At 28.9% G+C, this 18,246-nt stretch carries 15 protein-coding genes; 8 read left to right on the top strand and 7 right to left on the bottom strand.

What is annotated here, in order from left to right:
- Positions 1-121: 121 nt before the first annotated feature.
- Together RSD37_RS12415 and RSD37_RS12410 are read right to left on the bottom strand one after the other, a co-directional pair.
- Positions 122-697, bottom strand: coding sequence for a response regulator (locus RSD37_RS12415; RefSeq protein ID WP_346947059.1), 576 nt, complete (start codon positions 695-697; stop codon positions 122-124).
- A gap of 8 nt (positions 698-705) precedes the next feature.
- A complete protein-coding gene (locus RSD37_RS12410) occupies positions 706-2,535 on the bottom strand; it encodes an ATP-binding protein (RefSeq protein ID WP_346947058.1) in 1,830 nt (609 codons plus the stop codon).
- Positions 2,536-2,730: 195 nt separating this feature from the next.
- On the opposite strand from RSD37_RS12410, the gene RSD37_RS12405 reads away from it, so the two are divergent.
- The 6 genes from RSD37_RS12405 (at position 2,731) to RSD37_RS12380 (ending at position 6,641) form a co-directional block, all read left to right on the top strand.
- Positions 2,731-3,111 carry an NAD-binding protein gene (locus RSD37_RS12405; RefSeq protein ID WP_346947057.1) on the top strand — a complete coding sequence of 127 codons (381 nt, stop codon included), beginning with the start codon at positions 2,731-2,733 and terminating at the stop codon, positions 3,109-3,111.
- A gap of 1 nt (position 3,112) precedes the next feature.
- On the top strand, positions 3,113-3,478 hold the full coding sequence (locus RSD37_RS12400; RefSeq protein WP_346947056.1) for an NAD-binding protein: 366 nt from the start codon (positions 3,113-3,115) through the stop codon (positions 3,476-3,478).
- Between the two features lies 1 nt (position 3,479).
- A complete protein-coding gene (locus RSD37_RS12395; RefSeq protein WP_346947055.1) occupies positions 3,480-3,887 on the top strand; it encodes a TrkA family potassium uptake protein in 408 nt (135 codons plus the stop codon).
- Positions 3,872-4,561, top strand: a complete 690-nt coding sequence (locus RSD37_RS12390; RefSeq protein WP_346947054.1) for a TrkA family potassium uptake protein — start codon at positions 3,872-3,874, stop codon at positions 4,559-4,561. Before RSD37_RS12395 ends, RSD37_RS12390 begins: the two co-directional genes overlap by 16 nt.
- 77 nt (positions 4,562-4,638) lie before the next feature.
- Positions 4,639-6,165 carry a potassium transporter TrkG gene (locus RSD37_RS12385; RefSeq protein ID WP_346947053.1) on the top strand — a complete coding sequence of 509 codons (1,527 nt, stop codon included), beginning with the start codon at positions 4,639-4,641 and terminating at the stop codon, positions 6,163-6,165.
- A complete protein-coding gene (locus tag RSD37_RS12380; RefSeq protein WP_346947052.1) occupies positions 6,144-6,641 on the top strand; it encodes a hypothetical protein in 498 nt (165 codons plus the stop codon). Before RSD37_RS12385 ends, RSD37_RS12380 begins: the two co-directional genes overlap by 22 nt.
- An 89-nt stretch (positions 6,642-6,730) precedes the next feature.
- Here the strand turns inward: RSD37_RS12380 and RSD37_RS12375 are convergent, their stop codons facing one another.
- Both RSD37_RS12375 and RSD37_RS12370 read right to left on the bottom strand, forming a co-directional pair.
- Positions 6,731-8,680 (bottom strand): ABC transporter ATP-binding protein, encoded by a 1,950-nt coding sequence (locus tag RSD37_RS12375; RefSeq protein WP_346947051.1) that lies wholly within the window; start codon positions 8,678-8,680, stop codon positions 6,731-6,733.
- Entirely contained in the window at positions 8,673-10,934 is a 2,262-nt protein-coding gene (locus tag RSD37_RS12370; protein WP_346947050.1) for an ABC transporter ATP-binding protein, read from the bottom strand. The genes RSD37_RS12375 and RSD37_RS12370 overlap by 8 nt, the downstream gene beginning before the upstream one ends.
- A gap of 475 nt (positions 10,935-11,409) precedes the next feature.
- On the opposite strand from RSD37_RS12370, the gene RSD37_RS12365 reads away from it, so the two are divergent.
- A complete protein-coding gene (locus tag RSD37_RS12365; protein WP_346947049.1) occupies positions 11,410-11,853 on the top strand; it encodes a MarR family transcriptional regulator in 444 nt (147 codons plus the stop codon).
- Positions 11,854-11,981: 128 nt separating this feature from the next.
- Here the strand turns inward: RSD37_RS12365 and RSD37_RS12360 are convergent, their stop codons facing one another.
- Both RSD37_RS12360 and crtI read right to left on the bottom strand, forming a co-directional pair.
- Positions 11,982-12,773 (bottom strand): methyltransferase domain-containing protein, encoded by a 792-nt coding sequence (locus RSD37_RS12360; RefSeq protein ID WP_346947048.1) that lies wholly within the window; start codon positions 12,771-12,773, stop codon positions 11,982-11,984.
- A 376-nt stretch (positions 12,774-13,149) separates the two neighbouring features.
- Positions 13,150-14,646: a phytoene desaturase family protein gene (crtI, locus tag RSD37_RS12355; RefSeq protein WP_346947047.1), complete on the bottom strand. Its 1,497-nt coding sequence runs from the start codon at positions 14,644-14,646 to the stop codon at positions 13,150-13,152.
- A 319-nt stretch (positions 14,647-14,965) separates the two neighbouring features.
- Between crtI and RSD37_RS12350 the strand changes: the two genes are divergently transcribed.
- Positions 14,966-16,483 (top strand): S41 family peptidase, encoded by a 1,518-nt coding sequence (locus RSD37_RS12350; RefSeq protein WP_346947046.1) that lies wholly within the window; start codon positions 14,966-14,968, stop codon positions 16,481-16,483.
- 176 nt (positions 16,484-16,659) lie between these two features.
- On the opposite strand, the gene RSD37_RS12345 is transcribed toward RSD37_RS12350, so the two are convergent.
- Entirely contained in the window at positions 16,660-17,832 is a 1,173-nt protein-coding gene (locus RSD37_RS12345; RefSeq protein WP_346947045.1) for a MalY/PatB family protein, read from the bottom strand.
- Positions 17,833-18,246: the final 414 nt, after the last annotated feature.

Below are 18,246 nucleotides of genomic sequence, written 5' to 3'. Positions count from 1 at the left end.
AAATGCCCCCTTTATAGAAACAGTTTTATTATTTTAACTGTCTACTATAAAGGGAGCATATCATAATGCAAAGGTCCTAGGAAACTTGCCTACTTTAAACCTAAAATATGTCGGTTGCACATTATTTCTTAAATGCATTGTAACAATTTAAGAACTTATCTCTATTAGTATTATCACCCATGCCTTCATAACATTCTGAAAGTAGCTTATATACTTCTGAATTCGTTGCCTCTATTGATAATGCTTTATTTAATAGAAGTATTGAATCCTCATATTTCTTTAGGTACATCAGCTTTGATACTCCCTTTATTATATTTTCAAGTACTTTGTTGTCTTCATTAAAGTTATTTAATCTATATACTAGGGAATTAATTTTGTCTATAGTAAATGGCTTAAGTAAATATTCAACAGCGCCTAATTTAGTGCAGTCCACAGCATTTTTAACTGTTGGAAAAGCTGTCATAATTATCACTGTAGAAAATATTCCATCTTCTCGAATTCTTTTTAACACTTCTGTGCCACTTAATGTTGGCATTTTAACATCTAAAAAAATCAAATCAAAGTTTTCCCTAGATAATATTTCTATTGCAGCTACTCCATTTTGAGCCTCAGTAACAAGATATTCATTTAATTCTAAAGATGTTTTCAATAATTTCCTTATATTTTTAGTATCATCAACTACAAGTGCTTTTTTCATAGTACCTCCTAATTATATGGAATAATAATTGTAAATGTTGCCCCTTCACCTAAATCACTTTCGCATGATATTTGTCCATCATGAGCAGTTATTATGTCTTTGCATATCCAAAGTCCAAGACCAGAGTTATTTTTAATATCCTTATTAGTTAATTGAGTATATTTATCAAATATTTTTTCAGTATTATCTTTTAAGATTCCAACACCGGTATCAGTTACTGTTATATTTAATATATTATCTTTTAAGAAGCCTCTTATAGAAATTAAATCTCCATCTTTACAGTGTCTAATAGCGTTTATTATCAAATTGTTAAGCACCCATACTAATTTCTCACCATCACAAGATATCGGTTTTACATTTACATCTACATGGTATTCAAGAATAATTCCACTATAATCTGCAATCCCCTTATTGCTAGATACTGAAGTTTCTATTAAATCTTCAACAGAGTTATACTCTTTTTTATAAATTTCAGTTGAAGATTCCAGTTTTGATAACAAAAGCATATTTGAAACAAGTAAGTTTAGCCTTTCTCCATCCTCTTTAATTGTATTTAATATTTTTCTTTGTTCCTCACTTAAATTACCCATTTTACTACTTTCTAACAGACCGGTACCAATCATAATCGAAGTTAATGGAGTTTTAAATTCGTGTGAAATTGTTGCAAAGAAATCTTTACTAATTTGTTCTATTTCCTTTAAATGAGTTACATCCTTTAATAAAATTACATAACCAGCTTGAAGATCTTCCTCTTTAATTTCTCTAATTGATATATTGTAATATAGTATGTCTCCATTTTGATTTTTCAAAGTAATAATATTCAAGAAATCACCTTGACAGTTATTCAATGTAATATCGTATATAATGGAAAAAAAACTTCTATCATTAACTAAATGCGTTAAATATCGTCCTTCAGGTTTCTCATCATTAATGTCAAAGGCTTCAATAAAATTTTCATTAACCATAGTAACTTTATAATACTTGTCAATAACCACCATTGGTGAATCTATACTTTTTAATATGGAATTTGAATTATTTCTTTCCTTTAATATTTGACCTAATGTACTTTTTTCAAAGCTTTCAATTCTTTTTGCCATTAGGTTAAATTGATTAGTTAATTCCCCAAGTTCATCTTTGGTTGTTATTTCTAGTTCTTTATATGTGGAGTTAGTTTTTATATCCTTTATAGCATCAATGATGTTATTTAATGGATATAATATCATTTTAAGAAAATGCCTTGATAAGAAGAATGAAATTAATATTGAAATTAGAGTAAAAATTATTGTTGTATTTATTATAATCTCTGTTTTATTCTCAACTCTAGTTTTTGAATTAATCATCATTGTTTCATTTAAGTTACTTATGTTATCTAGATTTTTTATAATCACATCATAACTAACTTTAATTTCATTAAAGAAAAATTTATATGCAAATTCTTTATCATTACTTTGAATAATTTCTGTTAAGGTGAAAAAATTCTGTGTATATTGAAAATATGATGTATCGAGGCTAGTTACATATTCAATTTCACCATCTTCAGTTATATTGTTTTTTTCAAAGTAAAAATTGTCTAAAAATAAAGAATTATTTTTAGAATATTCTTCTATTCCTAGTTCTTTATCTCCTGATAAGTAAAGAACTAAGCCCTGTTGTTGATTATGCAATGCATCTTTCATATTTTCAACAGCTTGAATACTTTTATAATTATTAGTTAAAAGCCCGTTTATATCATTTGAAATTGTAATTAAGTTTCTAACTGAAACTACTCCTAGAAATGCCATTGCTAGGATTATAACAATATAAATAAGCGAGAGTTTTCCATTTAAAGTTTTAATCATAGTTTTCCCTCCGATTTTAATTGTCACCGTAAAACTTAGTAATTTATAGTAAAGCTAAGATTTAGCAATCTAATTTTTAAATTTGAATTTCTGAAGTATGGAGAATTCTTAATAGTACTTTAATCCAACTTTGATATTTATATCAAATGGTATTAAACTTAGTAAGTAATAAAATTTGCGTAGGAAGGTAATATTATGTATAGCTTAATTATAGGTTACAATAACTCAAGTATCAACTTAATTAAATCACTTATATTTAAAGAGAAGATAGTCTTTTTAATTGATAGTAAGTCTCCAGAACAAATTGAAATAAAAAATAAATTTCTCTATTACTATCAAGTTGATATAACTAATATGAAACAGATATTAGACAAGGCCTCTAAATCTATGTTGTTAAATGTTTTTATAATAACAGAGGATGATTATTTAAATTTAATGATTGAAGAAACTTTGAAATCTTTAGATAATGTACAAGTTGTGTATAATTCTAAATCATTAAAAAAATTATCCAATCATGGAGATAGAAATTTATATATTCAAGATTTTTTTGAAACACTATCTAAGGAGGGTAACTGATTTGTTTGTTGTTTTTATTAGTGAATATAAATTTATTAATTTGTATAAAGAGTATTTAGAAGATTTAAATTTGGATTTTTCCAATGTAATTTCCCCAAAGGATCTTTCACCATTATTTTCAGATGTTTTTAATAATTATTTACTTAAACGGGCAGATGTAGTAGTGATTCTTACGCCAAAAGATCAGTTTAATTTCTATATGGCAAAGATTTGTAAGACTTTTTACCATACAAAAAAAATCATTACATCAATTAACAATTCCAATAACCTGAATATTTTCACTTCCATTGGAATTTCTGATGTAATAGATATTAATTGCTATGCTAAAGAAACTCTATATAAATTTTTAGAAAGGGGTGTAATTTAAAATGTATATAATTATTATTGGATGTGGAAAAATGGGAAGTAGATTAGCTCAAGATTTAGCTGAAACATCTCATGATATATGTGTAATAGATAGAAATAAAGAAAAAACAGACAACCTAGGTTCAGGGTTTAACGGAAAAATATTAAATGGAGTTGAAATTGATATTGACTTGTTAGAAGAAGCTGGTATTAATGAAGCAGACACACTACTTGCACTGACTCAAAATGATAATATAAATATTGTTGCTTGTGAAATAGCACAAAATATTTATAATGTTCCAACTGTAATTGGACGGGTATTTAATGATGACAGAGCTCACATTTATGATTCCTTAGGTATTAAAACTATTAACCCAGTAAAGTTAGCTATTGGAAATCTAAAGGAGGATATAAGATGCGAGCAGTTGTAATTGGTGGCGGTAAGGTTGGTTATTATTTAATAAAAAATCTTTTAGATATTGGATGTTCAATAACTTTAATAGAAAAGGACTACGATATATGCGAGAAAATATCTAATGAATTAGACATTGATGTAATATGTGGTGATGGTTCAAATCTAGAAGATTTAGCAGAAGCAATTGAAGGCTCAAATACTGTTGTTGCCGCAGTTACAGGTAAGGATGAGGAGAATTTGATTATTTGTCAAATGACCAAACTTAATTTCTCTATTAAAAGTGCTATTGCAAGAATTAATAATCCTAAAAATAGGCAATTGTTTAATAAGCTTGGTATAACATCTACTGTTTGTAGTACAGAGGTTATTTCAACATTAATTGAGAATGAACTTGTAGACGATGACTTTAAAATTGTAAAAACCTTGGATAGAGGTGAAATGGTAATAATTGAAGCATATATAGATAAAAAGTCCTATTGGACAAATACTTATATAAATAAATTGATTTTACCCAAGGATTGTATAATTGCTTCAGTTTTACGGGGAAATGAGATTATCTACCCTAGGGGAAATACTAAAATCTTAGTTGAAGATACTGTGGTATTAATGACAAATATCAGTGAATCTCATATATTGAGGAAATCTATTTATGGAGATGGTAATAATGGTAAAATATTCGGAATTTTTTAAAGGTATATTATTTGAAATGCTAGTTGTGTGTGGGTATATTATAGTAATTTTTCTTTTAAGCTTTTTAGGTTGATAAAATGAGCGAGAAATATTTAAAGGATTTTAAAGTTATAAACTATTATGCTGGAATTATTATATTAGGAACAATTACATTGATGATTATACCCATTATTGTGACTGTTTTTTATAAGGAGTGGAGTTCACTTGTAGATTTTATTCTAGCTTTATTTATTGGATTATTTATTGCCTTTACTCTTATTCTTTTAGGTAAAAGTGAAAAGGCAAACACTAAAATCGAATGGAAACATGGGCTTATTATTGCCTCTTATTCCTGGCTACTTTTAATGCTTTTATGTGCTCTTCCATTTGTTTTCAGTGGACATGCAAAGTCTTATTTAGATGCATGTTTTGACGTAATGAGTGGCTTCACTACAACTGGAGTTCTTCTTATGCAAGATTTAGATCATATGCCTTTTGGAATTAATATGTGGAGACATATATTAACATTTGTCGGTGGACAAGGTATGGTAGTATTAGCACTGTCTATATTAATTAAGAATTTTTCAGGTGGATATAAGATGTATGTAGGGGAAGGAAAGGACATCGGACTTTTACCTAATATTAAGGGAACAACAAAGGCCATTTGGAAAATTAGTATGATATATTTAATAATTGGTACATTAGCCCTTACAATTAATGGTGTAATTATAGGGCTATCTCCTTCTAATTCATTTATGCATGGATTATTTATATTTGCATCAAGTTGGAGTACAGGTGGTTTTGCACCAATGTCACAAAATATATTGTACTATCATAGTTTTTCATATGAAATAATTACAATGGTATTTTTCATTATAGGTTCATTAAATTTCGGACTTCACTTTACTGTTATAAAGGGAAATAAAAAGGAAATGTTTAAGAATATTGAGGTTCAAAGTTTCTTTATAACATCTTTTATTCTTACAGCACTATTAGTAATGTTTTTATCAAAATCTGGTGTATATGGAGATGCAGTTTCTTTATTTAGAAAAGGAGCTTATCAACTTTTATCTGCACATACAACTACTGGATTTGGTAACCTATATGCTAGACAATTACTATTTGAGTGGGGAGATTTTGCAATTTTAATTATGATAATTGCAATGCTTATTGGAGGTAGTGCATGCTCCACTGCTGGTGGCTTTAAGGGTCTAAGGGTTGGAATTGTTTTTAAAGGAATAATTGCAGATATGAAAAGAACTCTTAGTTCTGATAAAAAGCTATTAACTACAAAGGTTCATCATATTAAGGATATAATTTTGGATAATTCCTTAGTAAAATCTTCAATGCTAATAATACTTTGTTATATTACAATGTTTATCGTTGCAACTCTACTTGGGACATATTATGGATACACACTTATAGAGTCAGCCTTTGAGGCAGCTTCTGTAGCTGGAAACGTTGGTTTATCTATCGGGGTAACTTCTATAACAATGCCTATACCATTAAAAATTTGTTATATTATTGTTATGTATCTAGGTAGATTAGAGTTTATTTCTATATTTGCATTAATAGGATATTTTATAGGAGGAATTAAAAAGTTATGTGTAAGATATATAAGATAATATTATTTACAATTATTGCAGTGCTTTTTTCTTCATTAACTGCACTGGCTAGTGAAGTTATAACTCCTGTTAATGAACTTATTGATAATGCTAAGGAATATAACTCTAAAGTTGTAATCATTCAAGGTGAAGCTATTGGTGAACTTTTAGAAAGAGGTGAGCATTCTTTTGTTAATATAAACGATGGGACCTCCGCCATGGGAATTTATTTGAAAACTACGTATGGAGAAATCATTAAATATTATGGAGATTATCATAACATTGGAGATACGGTAAGGATTAAAGGAGTTTTTAATAGAGCTTGCAAAGATCACGGTGGAGATATGGATATTCACAGTGATTCAATAGAAGTAGTTTCTACTGGTTATGAAAGAACACATGATATTAGTAAGTTGAAGTTAATTTTAATAATTTTATTAACACCTTTTGTAATATATGGATCAATAAATGTTTATAGCATAATTAGAAAAAAATGATATCAATAATATTTTATTAATGTTAGTCAACAATAAAAGGTGGCTCTTAAGAGTCACCTTTTATTGTTTGCTATATATGAACTTACTTTCTAACTAACCTCTTCTTTATTTTCAAATTGGCTATTATATAATGATGCATAGAATCCATCTGCTTTTAATAATTCCTTATGGTTTCCTTGTTCTACAATATCTCCATCCTTCATTACAAGGATTAGGTCAGCATCTCTTATTGTAGATAGTCTATGTGCTATGATAAAACTAGTTCTGCCCTGCATAAGATTCTCCATAGCCTTTTGAATTAACACTTCTGTACGAGTATCAACGGAGCTAGTAGCCTCATCTAGAATTAAAATCTTAGGATCTGCAAGGATTGCACGAGCTATTGTTAATAGTTGTTTTTGCCCTGCTGATACATTGTTGGCTTCCTCATTAAGAACCATATTATAACCATCTGGAAGAGTTTTCACAAAGTGGTCTACGTGAGCTGCCTTTGCAGCTTTTATAACATCTTCATCACTGGCACCTAGTTTTCCATATCTTATATTTTCCCTAATAGAACCATTGAATAGCCAAGTATCTTGAAGTACCATTCCAAAAATACTACGAAGATCTTCACGATTAAAGTCTTCCACATTGTGACCATCAATTAAAATCTCTCCACTATTTACATCATAGAATCTCATTAGAAGCTTAATCATAGTGGTCTTTCCGGCTCCAGTAGGTCCAACTATGGCAACCTTTTGTCCTGGTTTAACCTTAGCTGTGAAATCATTTATGATAATTTTATCTTCACTATATCCGAAATGAACATTTTCAAATGCTACCTCACCCTGGATTTCTTCGCCATCTTCATTAGCTTCATTTCTTCCTCTTGAAAGAGTAGTATCCTCTTTTATATCTTTATATTCTGATTGAATAAAATCTCTCTTAATCCTTACAGGGTTCTCTGCAAATTGCACTTCTTCTTCCTCTGCTAAGAACTCAAATACTCTCTCCGCTGCAGCTACAGTGGATTGCATAAGGTTTGCAACCTGAGCTGATTGTGCAATAGGTTGGGAAAATGATCTTACATACTGAATGAAAGATTGAATATCTCCAACCTTAATAGTTCCTTTAATAGCAAGCCATCCGCCTAGTATCGATACCACAACATAACCTAAGTTTCCTATAAAAGTCATAATAGGCATCATCATTCCTGATAAAAATTGAGATTTCCAAGCAGAATCATATAATTTATCATTTAGCTTATTAAACTCAGATATAGCATCTTCTTCTCCATTGAATGCCTTTACTATATTATGTCCTCCATAAACCTCTTCAACTTCACCATTAACATGACCTAAATACTCTTGTTGAGATTTAAAATGTTTTTGAGATTTCTTTACCACTAAAGATATCATTAATATAGATAATGGAAGTATTAGTAAGGCTGCAAGAGTCATTGCCCAGCTAATAGATATCATCATTATAAGTACTCCAATTAAAGTCGTAATTGAAGTAATAACTTGAGTCATGCTTTGATTTAAGTTTTGACTCACTGTGTCTACATCATTAGTTACCCTTGATAAAACCTCTCCATGAGTTTTGCTATCAAAGTATTTAAGTGGCATACGATTAATCTTTTCTGAAATTTCTTTTCTAAGATTATAAGAAACCTTTTGAGAAACTCCTGACATTATAAACCCTTGAACAAAGGAGAATAATGTACTAATTATATATAGAACTAAAAGGATTATTAGAATTCTACCAATATAAGTGAAATCTATCCCTACTCCCTCTCCTGTAATCTTGCTAACTAAACCTTCAAAGATATTTGTAGTTGCCTTTCCCAAAATCTTAGGTCCCACTATAGAGAAAGCTGCACTTCCAATGGCAAATATTACAACAATTATAATAGCTAAAGTAAAAGGTTTTAGATAATTCCCAAGTTTTTTAATAGTTTCTTTAAAGTTTTTAGGCTTTTCTCCACCACCCATCATCGGTCCGCCGCCCATAGGTCCTCTTCCAGGTCCTTTTTTCATAGTTTGATCTTTACTCATGAGCTAACTCCTCCTTTGAAAGTTGTGATAGAGCTATTTGTTTATACACATCACAGGTTTCCATAAGCTCATTATGAGTTCCAATACCTGCAATCTTACCTTCCTCAAGAACTACAATTTGATCTGCATGTAAAATTGTACTTATTCTTTGAGCTACTATTAGAACTGTACTATCTAAAATATCATGTTTTAAAGCCTTACGTAGTGCAGCATCTGTTTTAAAATCTAAAGCAGAGAAGCTATCATCAAAAATATAAACCTCTGGATCCTTAGCTATTGCCCTTGCAATAGAAAGTCTTTGCTTTTGTCCACCAGATACATTTGTTCCACCTTGAGATATATCTGTCTTAAAACCTTCTACACTTGAAGATATAAATTCTTTAGCTTGAGCAATTTCCGCTGCCTTTTCCATTTCTTCTACTGAAAGATCATTTTTCCCATACTTTAAATTACTTTCAATAGTTCCTGCGAATAATACACCCTTTTGAGGTACATATCCTATTTTTTCTCTAAGTTCATGTTGAGTTACATCCTTTATATTTACTCCATCTAGTAGTACTTCACCCTGAGTTACATCGTAAAATCTTGGAATCAAGTTAATAAGTGTGGTTTTTCCACTTCCTGTACTACCTATAAAAGCTGTTGTTTTACCTGGGCTTGCAGTAAATGTAATATTGCTTAGTACATCCTCTTCTGCATTTGGATATCTAAATGCAACATTTTTAAATTGAAGTACTCCTTTTTTATCGTCTTTAAATTTTACAGGTTCCTTAGGATCATTAACCATAAAATCTGTAGATAGCACCTCATCTATACGCCCTGCTGAAACTGCAGCTCTAGGAAGCATTACAGATACCATTGAAATCATTAGGAAAGACATGATAATTTGCATTGCATATTGTATAAATGCCATCATATCTCCAACTTGCATAGTTCCCGCATCAATACTGTGTGCTCCATTCCATACTATTAATATAGTAATTCCATTCATCACCAACATCATAGTTGGCATCATTAATGCCATGGTACGATTTACGAAAAGATTTGTTTTTGTTAAATCTTTATTTGCATTATCGAATCTCTTCTCCTCGTGTCTTTCTGTTCCAAATGCACGAATTACCATCATTCCAGTAAGTATTTCACGAGTTACTAGATTCACCTTATCTACAAGGTTTTGAACTCTTTTAAATTTAGGAATTACAACTGAGAATAATGAAATTACAATACCTAGGATAATTACAACTGCTAATCCTATAATCCAAGCCATTGAAGTTTCTGTATTAAGAACCTTTATAACTCCACCAATTCCTAAGATTGGTGCATAGAATACAATTCTAAGTAGCATTACCATAAGCATCTGAATTTGTTGTATATCATTAGTACTACGAGTTATTAAGGATGCTGTTGAAAACTTATCTAACTCTGTATTCGAAAACCCAACAACCTTAGTAAATACTCGACTTCTAAGATTTCTTCCAAGGGATGCTGCAACTCTTGCACCTAAATATCCTACAGTAACTGCAGCTGCCATGCTTACAAGTGCTATAAGTATCATTAATCCACCTGAGTACAAAATATAATTTGTTTGCATTCTATCAGTATTTATACCAATTTCCTTATATTCACCTTTCACATACGACATAGCTGCTTGATTTATCATAGTGTTAGGTAGCTCTTTAAAATTCTCCTCAAACTTATCAGTAATACCATCTAGTTCGTCTTTGGGCATTTGTGCAAATACAGCTAAAAGATCTGTATTCTCATCTATCCCCATATTAGGTGGAAACTGTGCCACAATTCCGGCTTTCATTTCCTTAGAGGTATCACTATTACCCTCAAAAGTTTCTACCATTACCATAGGCTTACTAAATATATTATTTAATTTTTCGATAACTTCGTTATCCTTTTTCTTAACCGTTATCTTATAAATTTTGTCTGTTTCAAGAGCTGGATATTTTTTTACATATTTATCGAACTCCTCTTCACTAAGAGTATCCTTAGAAAGTAGGGTATAATTACTCTTTATCTGAAGTTTATCCTCCTCACTTATAAATAGCTCTAGCTTATCTAGCTCACTCTCTCTAATTACCTCTGGTGCTACATTCTCAACACCACCTTGCTGAATTCCAACATTGACTATGTTAGATGTATAATCTGGCAAAGAAAGATCACAGACTGCCTGAACAATTAAAAGTCCAATTATCATTATAATTGGTACTACTGAATTCTTTAAGTATTTAATCAACTTAAACATTTTTCCCTCACTCCCCTTAATAAAATAAATTTGCTTCTACAACTAAAAATAATTTCAATAATAAATTTTATTTCTCTGTATTATAATTGCAACTATCAATAGTATGTTCAATTTCCTATGATATTTGCAATTGTTCCTATAATTAATTATAATAATATTGTAAGAAAAATTTATGAATTTATATTAATTTTATTTTTATATTATTTATTATAATATAATTATTATAAATTTATAACTATTATAAGTCAATATATTTTGTTTCATATGAATTAAAAGTAACAAAGAGTTCACATATTAAATTTAGTTCCAGTATAAATTCTATAAAAATAATATTAAATTTGACTTGTGTTTAATTGTAAAATACTGTTTAATATATGTTGTGTGAAAATACTTATAGATAGCTGTTTATGCTAAATTTAAAATATTATAAAATGAAAAAATGAAAATTTAAATATACAAATTAAGGAGAATGGAAATGGATAATAAAAATCTAACTAAAATATCAGATGATCTATTTACCCTAATAGTACAATTTCATAAAAAGGTAATTAAGCCTGAGGAGTTTATTAAAAGTTTACCTATCCCACCTTCTCATGTTAAGGTTATTTGTTATTTATCCCACACTGGTTCATCACCAGTTTCTCAAATAGCTAAGGATTTATCAATTTCAAAACCAAACATGACTCCTATAATTGATAAACTTATTGAAGAGGGATATGTTATTAGATATGAAGATCCAAATGATAGAAGAGTTCTTAGAGTAGACATTACAGATAAAGCTCAAGAACTATTTGAATCTAGAAAGCAATTAGCTAAGCGTTTGTTAGAAGAAAAAATGTCAACTCTATCCCCGGAAGATTTAGAATCTTTAGGATCTATAGTTAAACAATTTTCAAATATAATTAATAAATTAAATTAAAAATATATAACACATAAACTGAACTACCATATATAAAAAGGTATGAAATAAAGATTAACTCTAAATTTCATACCTCTTTTAAATATTCTTTTCAAACTACGTCCTTATATAAATAAAATATACCATATTTATCTATCTACTTTTAATTTTGAAGCAACTAAGGTAAAGTCTCCTGGAATATTCTTATGAGAATCAAACCTTGGTCCTTCCACTAGTTTTTCTATAACAAAACCAACAGCTGCAAAAGAAGTTATAATTTCTCCCATAGTATAGTAGCGTAGGAGACAATCTAAGGTATCTTCTTCCCCTATGGAATTAAGTATGTTTTTATAAGCCACATCACCTACTTCTAATTCACTTTGAAAATAATCTCCTGTAATTTCTAAGGCATCAGCACTTTCATCAAAAATATTTCTACATTTAAATATCTTTCTTATGGGATGAAAATCATTTAATACTAACTTTCCTCCAAATTTAAGCAACTCATATATCTTCCCTGCAAATACATTTAAATCAGAAAAATAATGAAGTATACCACCTTCTAAAAAAGCTATATCAAAACTTTGCCTCATATTCTCAATATCTAGTTCTATAAAGTCTGATACTATATAATTTAAATCTACCTTTGCGCTGTTGGCTACCTCCGTTGCATATCTTTTATTATCATCTGAAATATCCACCACCGTTACCTCAGCTCCAAGTATTGACAGTGGAATAGCTTTTTTACCACTAGATCCAAGTAAATTTACTATTTTCTTTTCTCTAACATCTCCTAAAAACTCTAAATATCTACGTAAATAAGTCTGTGGGTTATTTATCATATCCTTGGCAACAATACTAGGCTCTCCAATGCAAGTAACCCAGGCTTTATAAGCATTCTGATTCCAAGCTTTCTTATTTATTTCACTTTGATTGTTCATGATTATTAACCTCCAATTAATATGAATTACAATAGTCTTCTAACCACACCTTAGATTCCATAAGCCATTTATGAGGATACAAAATTAAATTATTATCTATGCATCCCCATTTCTTTCCTATTTATTCATATACTTATTATACCTATATTTACATTATTTTTATACGGTAATATCACATTACAAACATAAATATTATTGTAGCAAAGCCTCCTAAGAATATTAAAATTCTTAGGAGGCTTTATTATATATATATATATATATATATATATATATTATTATGTTAATCTTATTGCCTACTTATACTTGATTTTATGCTAAGTTAAATTGTTCTTCATCGTAGCCAGCAAATACTACTAAAATTATAACATTAATTACCTTAAATACCTTTTTCATAATCTTCCTCTATCTTTTGTTGCACAAGTTTGCTTCCATCTATTATTACAGAGACACCATTTCCTGGATGCGTTGATGATCCTATAAAATATAATCCATCTACATTTTTAGATTTAATATGGGGTCTAAAATAAATGGTTTGGCTTAACTTATGACTTAGTCCAAATGCAGTTCCATTATAAGAATTAAATCTTTCTTTTAAATCAATTGGCGTTAAATAATCTTCATATTCTATATTTTCTTCTATATCTCCTAGGTCTTTTATTGATTTTAGTTCATTAATTGCAATATCTCTAAATTTTGATATAGTATCTTTATCCCATATAACATCTTTAAATGTTAGATTGGGTACTCTTACAACTACATTCAAAATTTGTTTATATTCTCCACATACATCATCATCTTGAACACTTGGAGAATATAAATATAATGATGGATTTTCAGGCAACTTTCCTTTGAATGGAGCCTCTATACTTTCTCTAAAGCTTTTACTTATATAAATGTTATGCACCTTCAAGTCTTCATATTTTTTCTTAAGTCCTAAATAAATAATAAATATGGAACATGAGTAATCTTCCTTATCTATATCTTCTGTTTTATATAGTCCTTCATCTATATCATTTTTAAATAAATTTTTAGTAGCGTATGGAAAATCAGCATTACAAATCACTATATCAGAAGTGTAAATTTTATTATCTACTACTATTCCTTTAGCAATATTTTTCTCTACTATTATCTCCTGAACTTCTTTTCCTACTTCAATCCTTCCGCCTAAATCATATATTAATTTCTCTAAAGCAATAATATATTTATAAAATCCTCCTTTAATATACCAAAGTCCATAAGTATGTGATATTGCTGGTATTAATGTATATAAATTAGCTGTAGTAAATGGATTAGAGCCTATGTACATAGATTGAAATATTAGATATTCTCTTAGTTTTTGGTTGCTTATTTTACTTGAAATATACTTATCTACATTAGTAATGGGACTTATATTCAATAACCTTTTTATACTTTTTAGGTTTATAATTTCACCTTTATTTATCATTGGTTTATTCAAGAAATATTCTTTACTTAGTAAATACTTTTTATATGAATTGTATAAAAAGTCTAGATATTCTATAGATAATCCCTTCTGCATATCTTCTAAAACATTTATCATATCTCTTAAATCATTGTAAAAATTATATGTGGTACCATCATAATAATCTACTCTATATATTGGATCTAACTTTTCTAATTCTATATAATCTTTATAGTTTTTTCCTACTGATTGAAAAATTTCAGTATATATATCGGGTGTCATTAATATTGAAGCTGTTAGGTCAAAGGATGCTCCTTTGTTACTCTTTATATTAACTTTACCACCTATAGTATTTTCTTTTTCAAATATAGTTACTTTATAACCTTTATTTAATAATCTTATAGCCGTACAAAGTCCCCCTATACCAGCACCAACTACTATGACTTCTTTCATCAACTCAACTCCCTTTAGTACCAAATCTTTTTATATTATATTTATTATTCTCCCATTGCTGTTAAAGAATACTATATTTTAGTCGAATGGGCTATGTCAAAATGATTAACTTATGTTTTATATGAATGTTAAAAGTAGACTTAAATATTATTGATAGCAAAGCCATTTGAAGGGATCTTAAATTTACTTAAGTTATATGAATGGTTAATCCATATTACCTAGAATTAAATTTAAATTATATTATTAATTTCCTTTTAATTTTTTACAAAATATGGTATAATAGTTTTATTTAATATAATTTTGCGAGGTGGAGAGTGTGATGAAATCTAAATTTATAAACAAGTTCGTACTTGGTTGTTTTTTAGCAATTTTAGTACGTATCTTAACATTTTCATTTAATAACGAATACTCTATAGACTTCCAAGATGAACTTTCAAAAATCAATTATAAAAATACTAATATAAGCATACCTGATGTAAACATAAAGGATTATACTTTTTCTATTTCTGATGATGACATGATAACCTACGAAGATTATTCAAATATTTTTCTTCCTAAAGAAGTTAAATCTATAAGCACAGTAATAAAGAATGATGCTATTGAAGACATTAATTTATATTTTAAAATTCTTAAGAGTACTTATGCCCCTTATAAATACTATGGTGGTGACGAAGCTTTTCTCCAAGCTAAAGAAAAAATATTAGATTATATTTATAAATATGAAGGTGATACAGTAAACGTAAATTCACTAGAAGATTTTATGAAAGAATCACTAAACTTCATAAAGGATAGACATTTTTACGTAGGTGACAATTTAAATTCTGATTCTATTTTAGGGACAAGCACCTATTATTATAATGATAACTTTCCTATTCTTAAAAACACCCTTGGATATTACGTATATTATGGTGGAGTAAACTATTATATTAAAAGCATAAATTCTGAGGATAATATAGAAAAATATCTAAAAACATCTATAAATAATAATGGTGAGTTAGTTCAAAATATAGGAATGTTAGAGGTTTATAATGGTGAAGACCATCTTAATATTAATGTAGTCTTTTATAGAGGCGAAAGTGAATATCCAAAAGAAATTGAGTTAAGACTTGCAAGTAATTTCAATGAAACTACATCTTCTAACTTCGATTATACTGAAGTTGATAATATACCTGTCACATCAATAAGACGTATGCCCTACCACATTTCTGTGGATGGTATTGACTTAACAGAAACTTCACTTAAAACTAAAAATGAAAAGATAAGTATCCTTGATTTACGTAGTAATAGTGGAGGTGACATATTAGTAGCCTTAGATTGGATAAATACACATTTTGGTGTTGTTCCCGAAGGTAATAGCCTTTATTTACTTCTGTATGGAAGGGTGAATGACTATCTAACTTATGCCAATGACATCTACTTTAATGATGATATTAACCTATTAAACTTAGAAAAACTTGATGACTACTATTACGCTAATACTCCTAAAACGAATACTGAACTCCATGAAAATGAAAACATAATATTTGCACTTACTGATAAAAACACTTCAGCTGCTGCAGAGTTTTTCATTGAAAACTTAAAAGATTTTAATAATGTTGTTGTAGTTGGAACCAATACAAATGGTACTCTTCAAAGCTCAAATATAGAATTAGGCTACCTACCTAATTCGCAAATCGAATTTTCCTATGGCAATTGGTTAAAGATATTTGATGATGAATTCTTTAAAGAAGGTGAAGGCATTAAGCCAGATCTTTGGGTTGATGGGGATGATGCTCTAGATTTAGTTTTAAAGCTTATCTCTAATTATGAGTTAATAGATGATTACAACATAAAATAAATGTACTTAAGTCTTTATAATTATAAACAAACCTAAAAACCTTAGAGCTAGCTTAACTCTAAGGTTTTTTATATTAGTATTATATTTATTAAGTCTTAAATCCTCACATCTTCCTAAGACTATAATTTAAATTATCCTTTAAAGCTTATATTCTTAATTAAGATTTAGATTGTGACTTAAAGCTTATTTACTTCTCTCTCAATTCTTTCAAGTGCTTCTGTCAAAACTCCCCTACTTGTTCCTATATTAATTCTTTGGAACATATCACCTGCTTTTCCAAACATGCTACCTTCATTTAACCAAACCTTACATTTCTTAAGAAAGAAATTCTTTAGTTCTTCTTTTGACATATTTAAGTCTGTACAATTAAGCCATAACAAGTAAGTTCCTTCTGGTCTTTGAATCTTTATTTTAGGGATTCTTCTTTCAAAAAAATCTAAAGTGTACTCAATATTATCAGCTAAATACTTCATCAATTCTTGGTACCAGTCTTCTCCCTTTGTATAAGCAGCTTCCTGTGCCACCGCACCAAGCGTCGTTGGCCCATCTATACAGTGCTTATCCATCTGAATTACATACTGATTTCTCAGTTTCTCATTCTTTATAATTATATTAGCAGTTTTAAATCCTGCAATATTAAAGGTTTTATTTGGTGCTGTACAAATAATAGAGTGGTCTGCAAATTCTTCACTAATATCAGCAAACACTGTATGAGTATTTGGTTTAAATACTATATCTCCATGAATTTCATCTACTACTATAAGTACATCATGTTTAATACATATTTCTCCTAACCTTATTAACTCTTCTTTTGTCCATACTCTTCCTACTGGATTATGAGGGCTACAGAGTATTATCATTTTAGTTCTTTTAGTTATTATTCTCTTCAAATTTTCAAAGTCCATCTCGTATCTACCATGATTGCAAATCAGTGGATTTTCAAGAACTTGACAACCATTATTTTTTATTATGGTGTAGAATGGATGATAAACCGGAGTTTGGATTATAACCTCATCACCTGGTTGTGTAAAGGCTGCAACTAAGGTATTTAACCCTGGTACCACACCTGGCGCAAACTTTATCCATTCCTTCTTGATTTTCCAACCAAATCTTTTTTCAAACCACTCCATAACCGCCTTATAGTATGAAGGTGGTCTAAGTGAATATCCAAAAATCGGGTGCTGCAATCTCTTTGTTATTGCCTTTGCAATTTCCTCTGGTACCTTAAAATCCATATCCGCAACCCATAATGGCAAGATCTCATTATCTCCATGTGACCGCTCTACAAGATCCCATTTTAAACAATTACTGTTTATTCTATCTACTCTTTCATCAAAATTATATTGCATTTCTATACCTCCTATTTTAAAATTTTTATAATTTTAATTTACAACTTTTAATTAAAAACTTGTACTTTCAAACCCAATATTGTTTATATAATTTTATATATTACTATAATTATATGAAATTATATATTCAAATCATTATTTCATATATATTCTTTATTTTATCATCATTAAATCAATTGAAATAGTATTTAAAATAAGTTTTACATATGTATATGGATAAATAGTAAGTAGGGTTTATCTATCACATTTACAAATAGTTGGAAAACAATATATTAAAAAATGCTATAATGCATAATATTCACCAAATTCTATGTATAATCTTATATAGAAAGGTTTGAACATACTAAATATATTTTTCTAATCTTTCATATACGAAGATATAGTAATTTGTATATGTAGTATTAACACTACCTT

Source organism: Clostridium sp. (genome assembly GCF_036646415.1).
In the GTDB taxonomy this organism is placed as follows: domain Bacteria; phylum Bacillota; class Clostridia; order Clostridiales; family Clostridiaceae; genus Clostridium_J.
The sequence above is the reverse complement of the archived record's forward strand: the minus strand, read 5'-3'. Positions and strand labels throughout refer to the sequence as shown.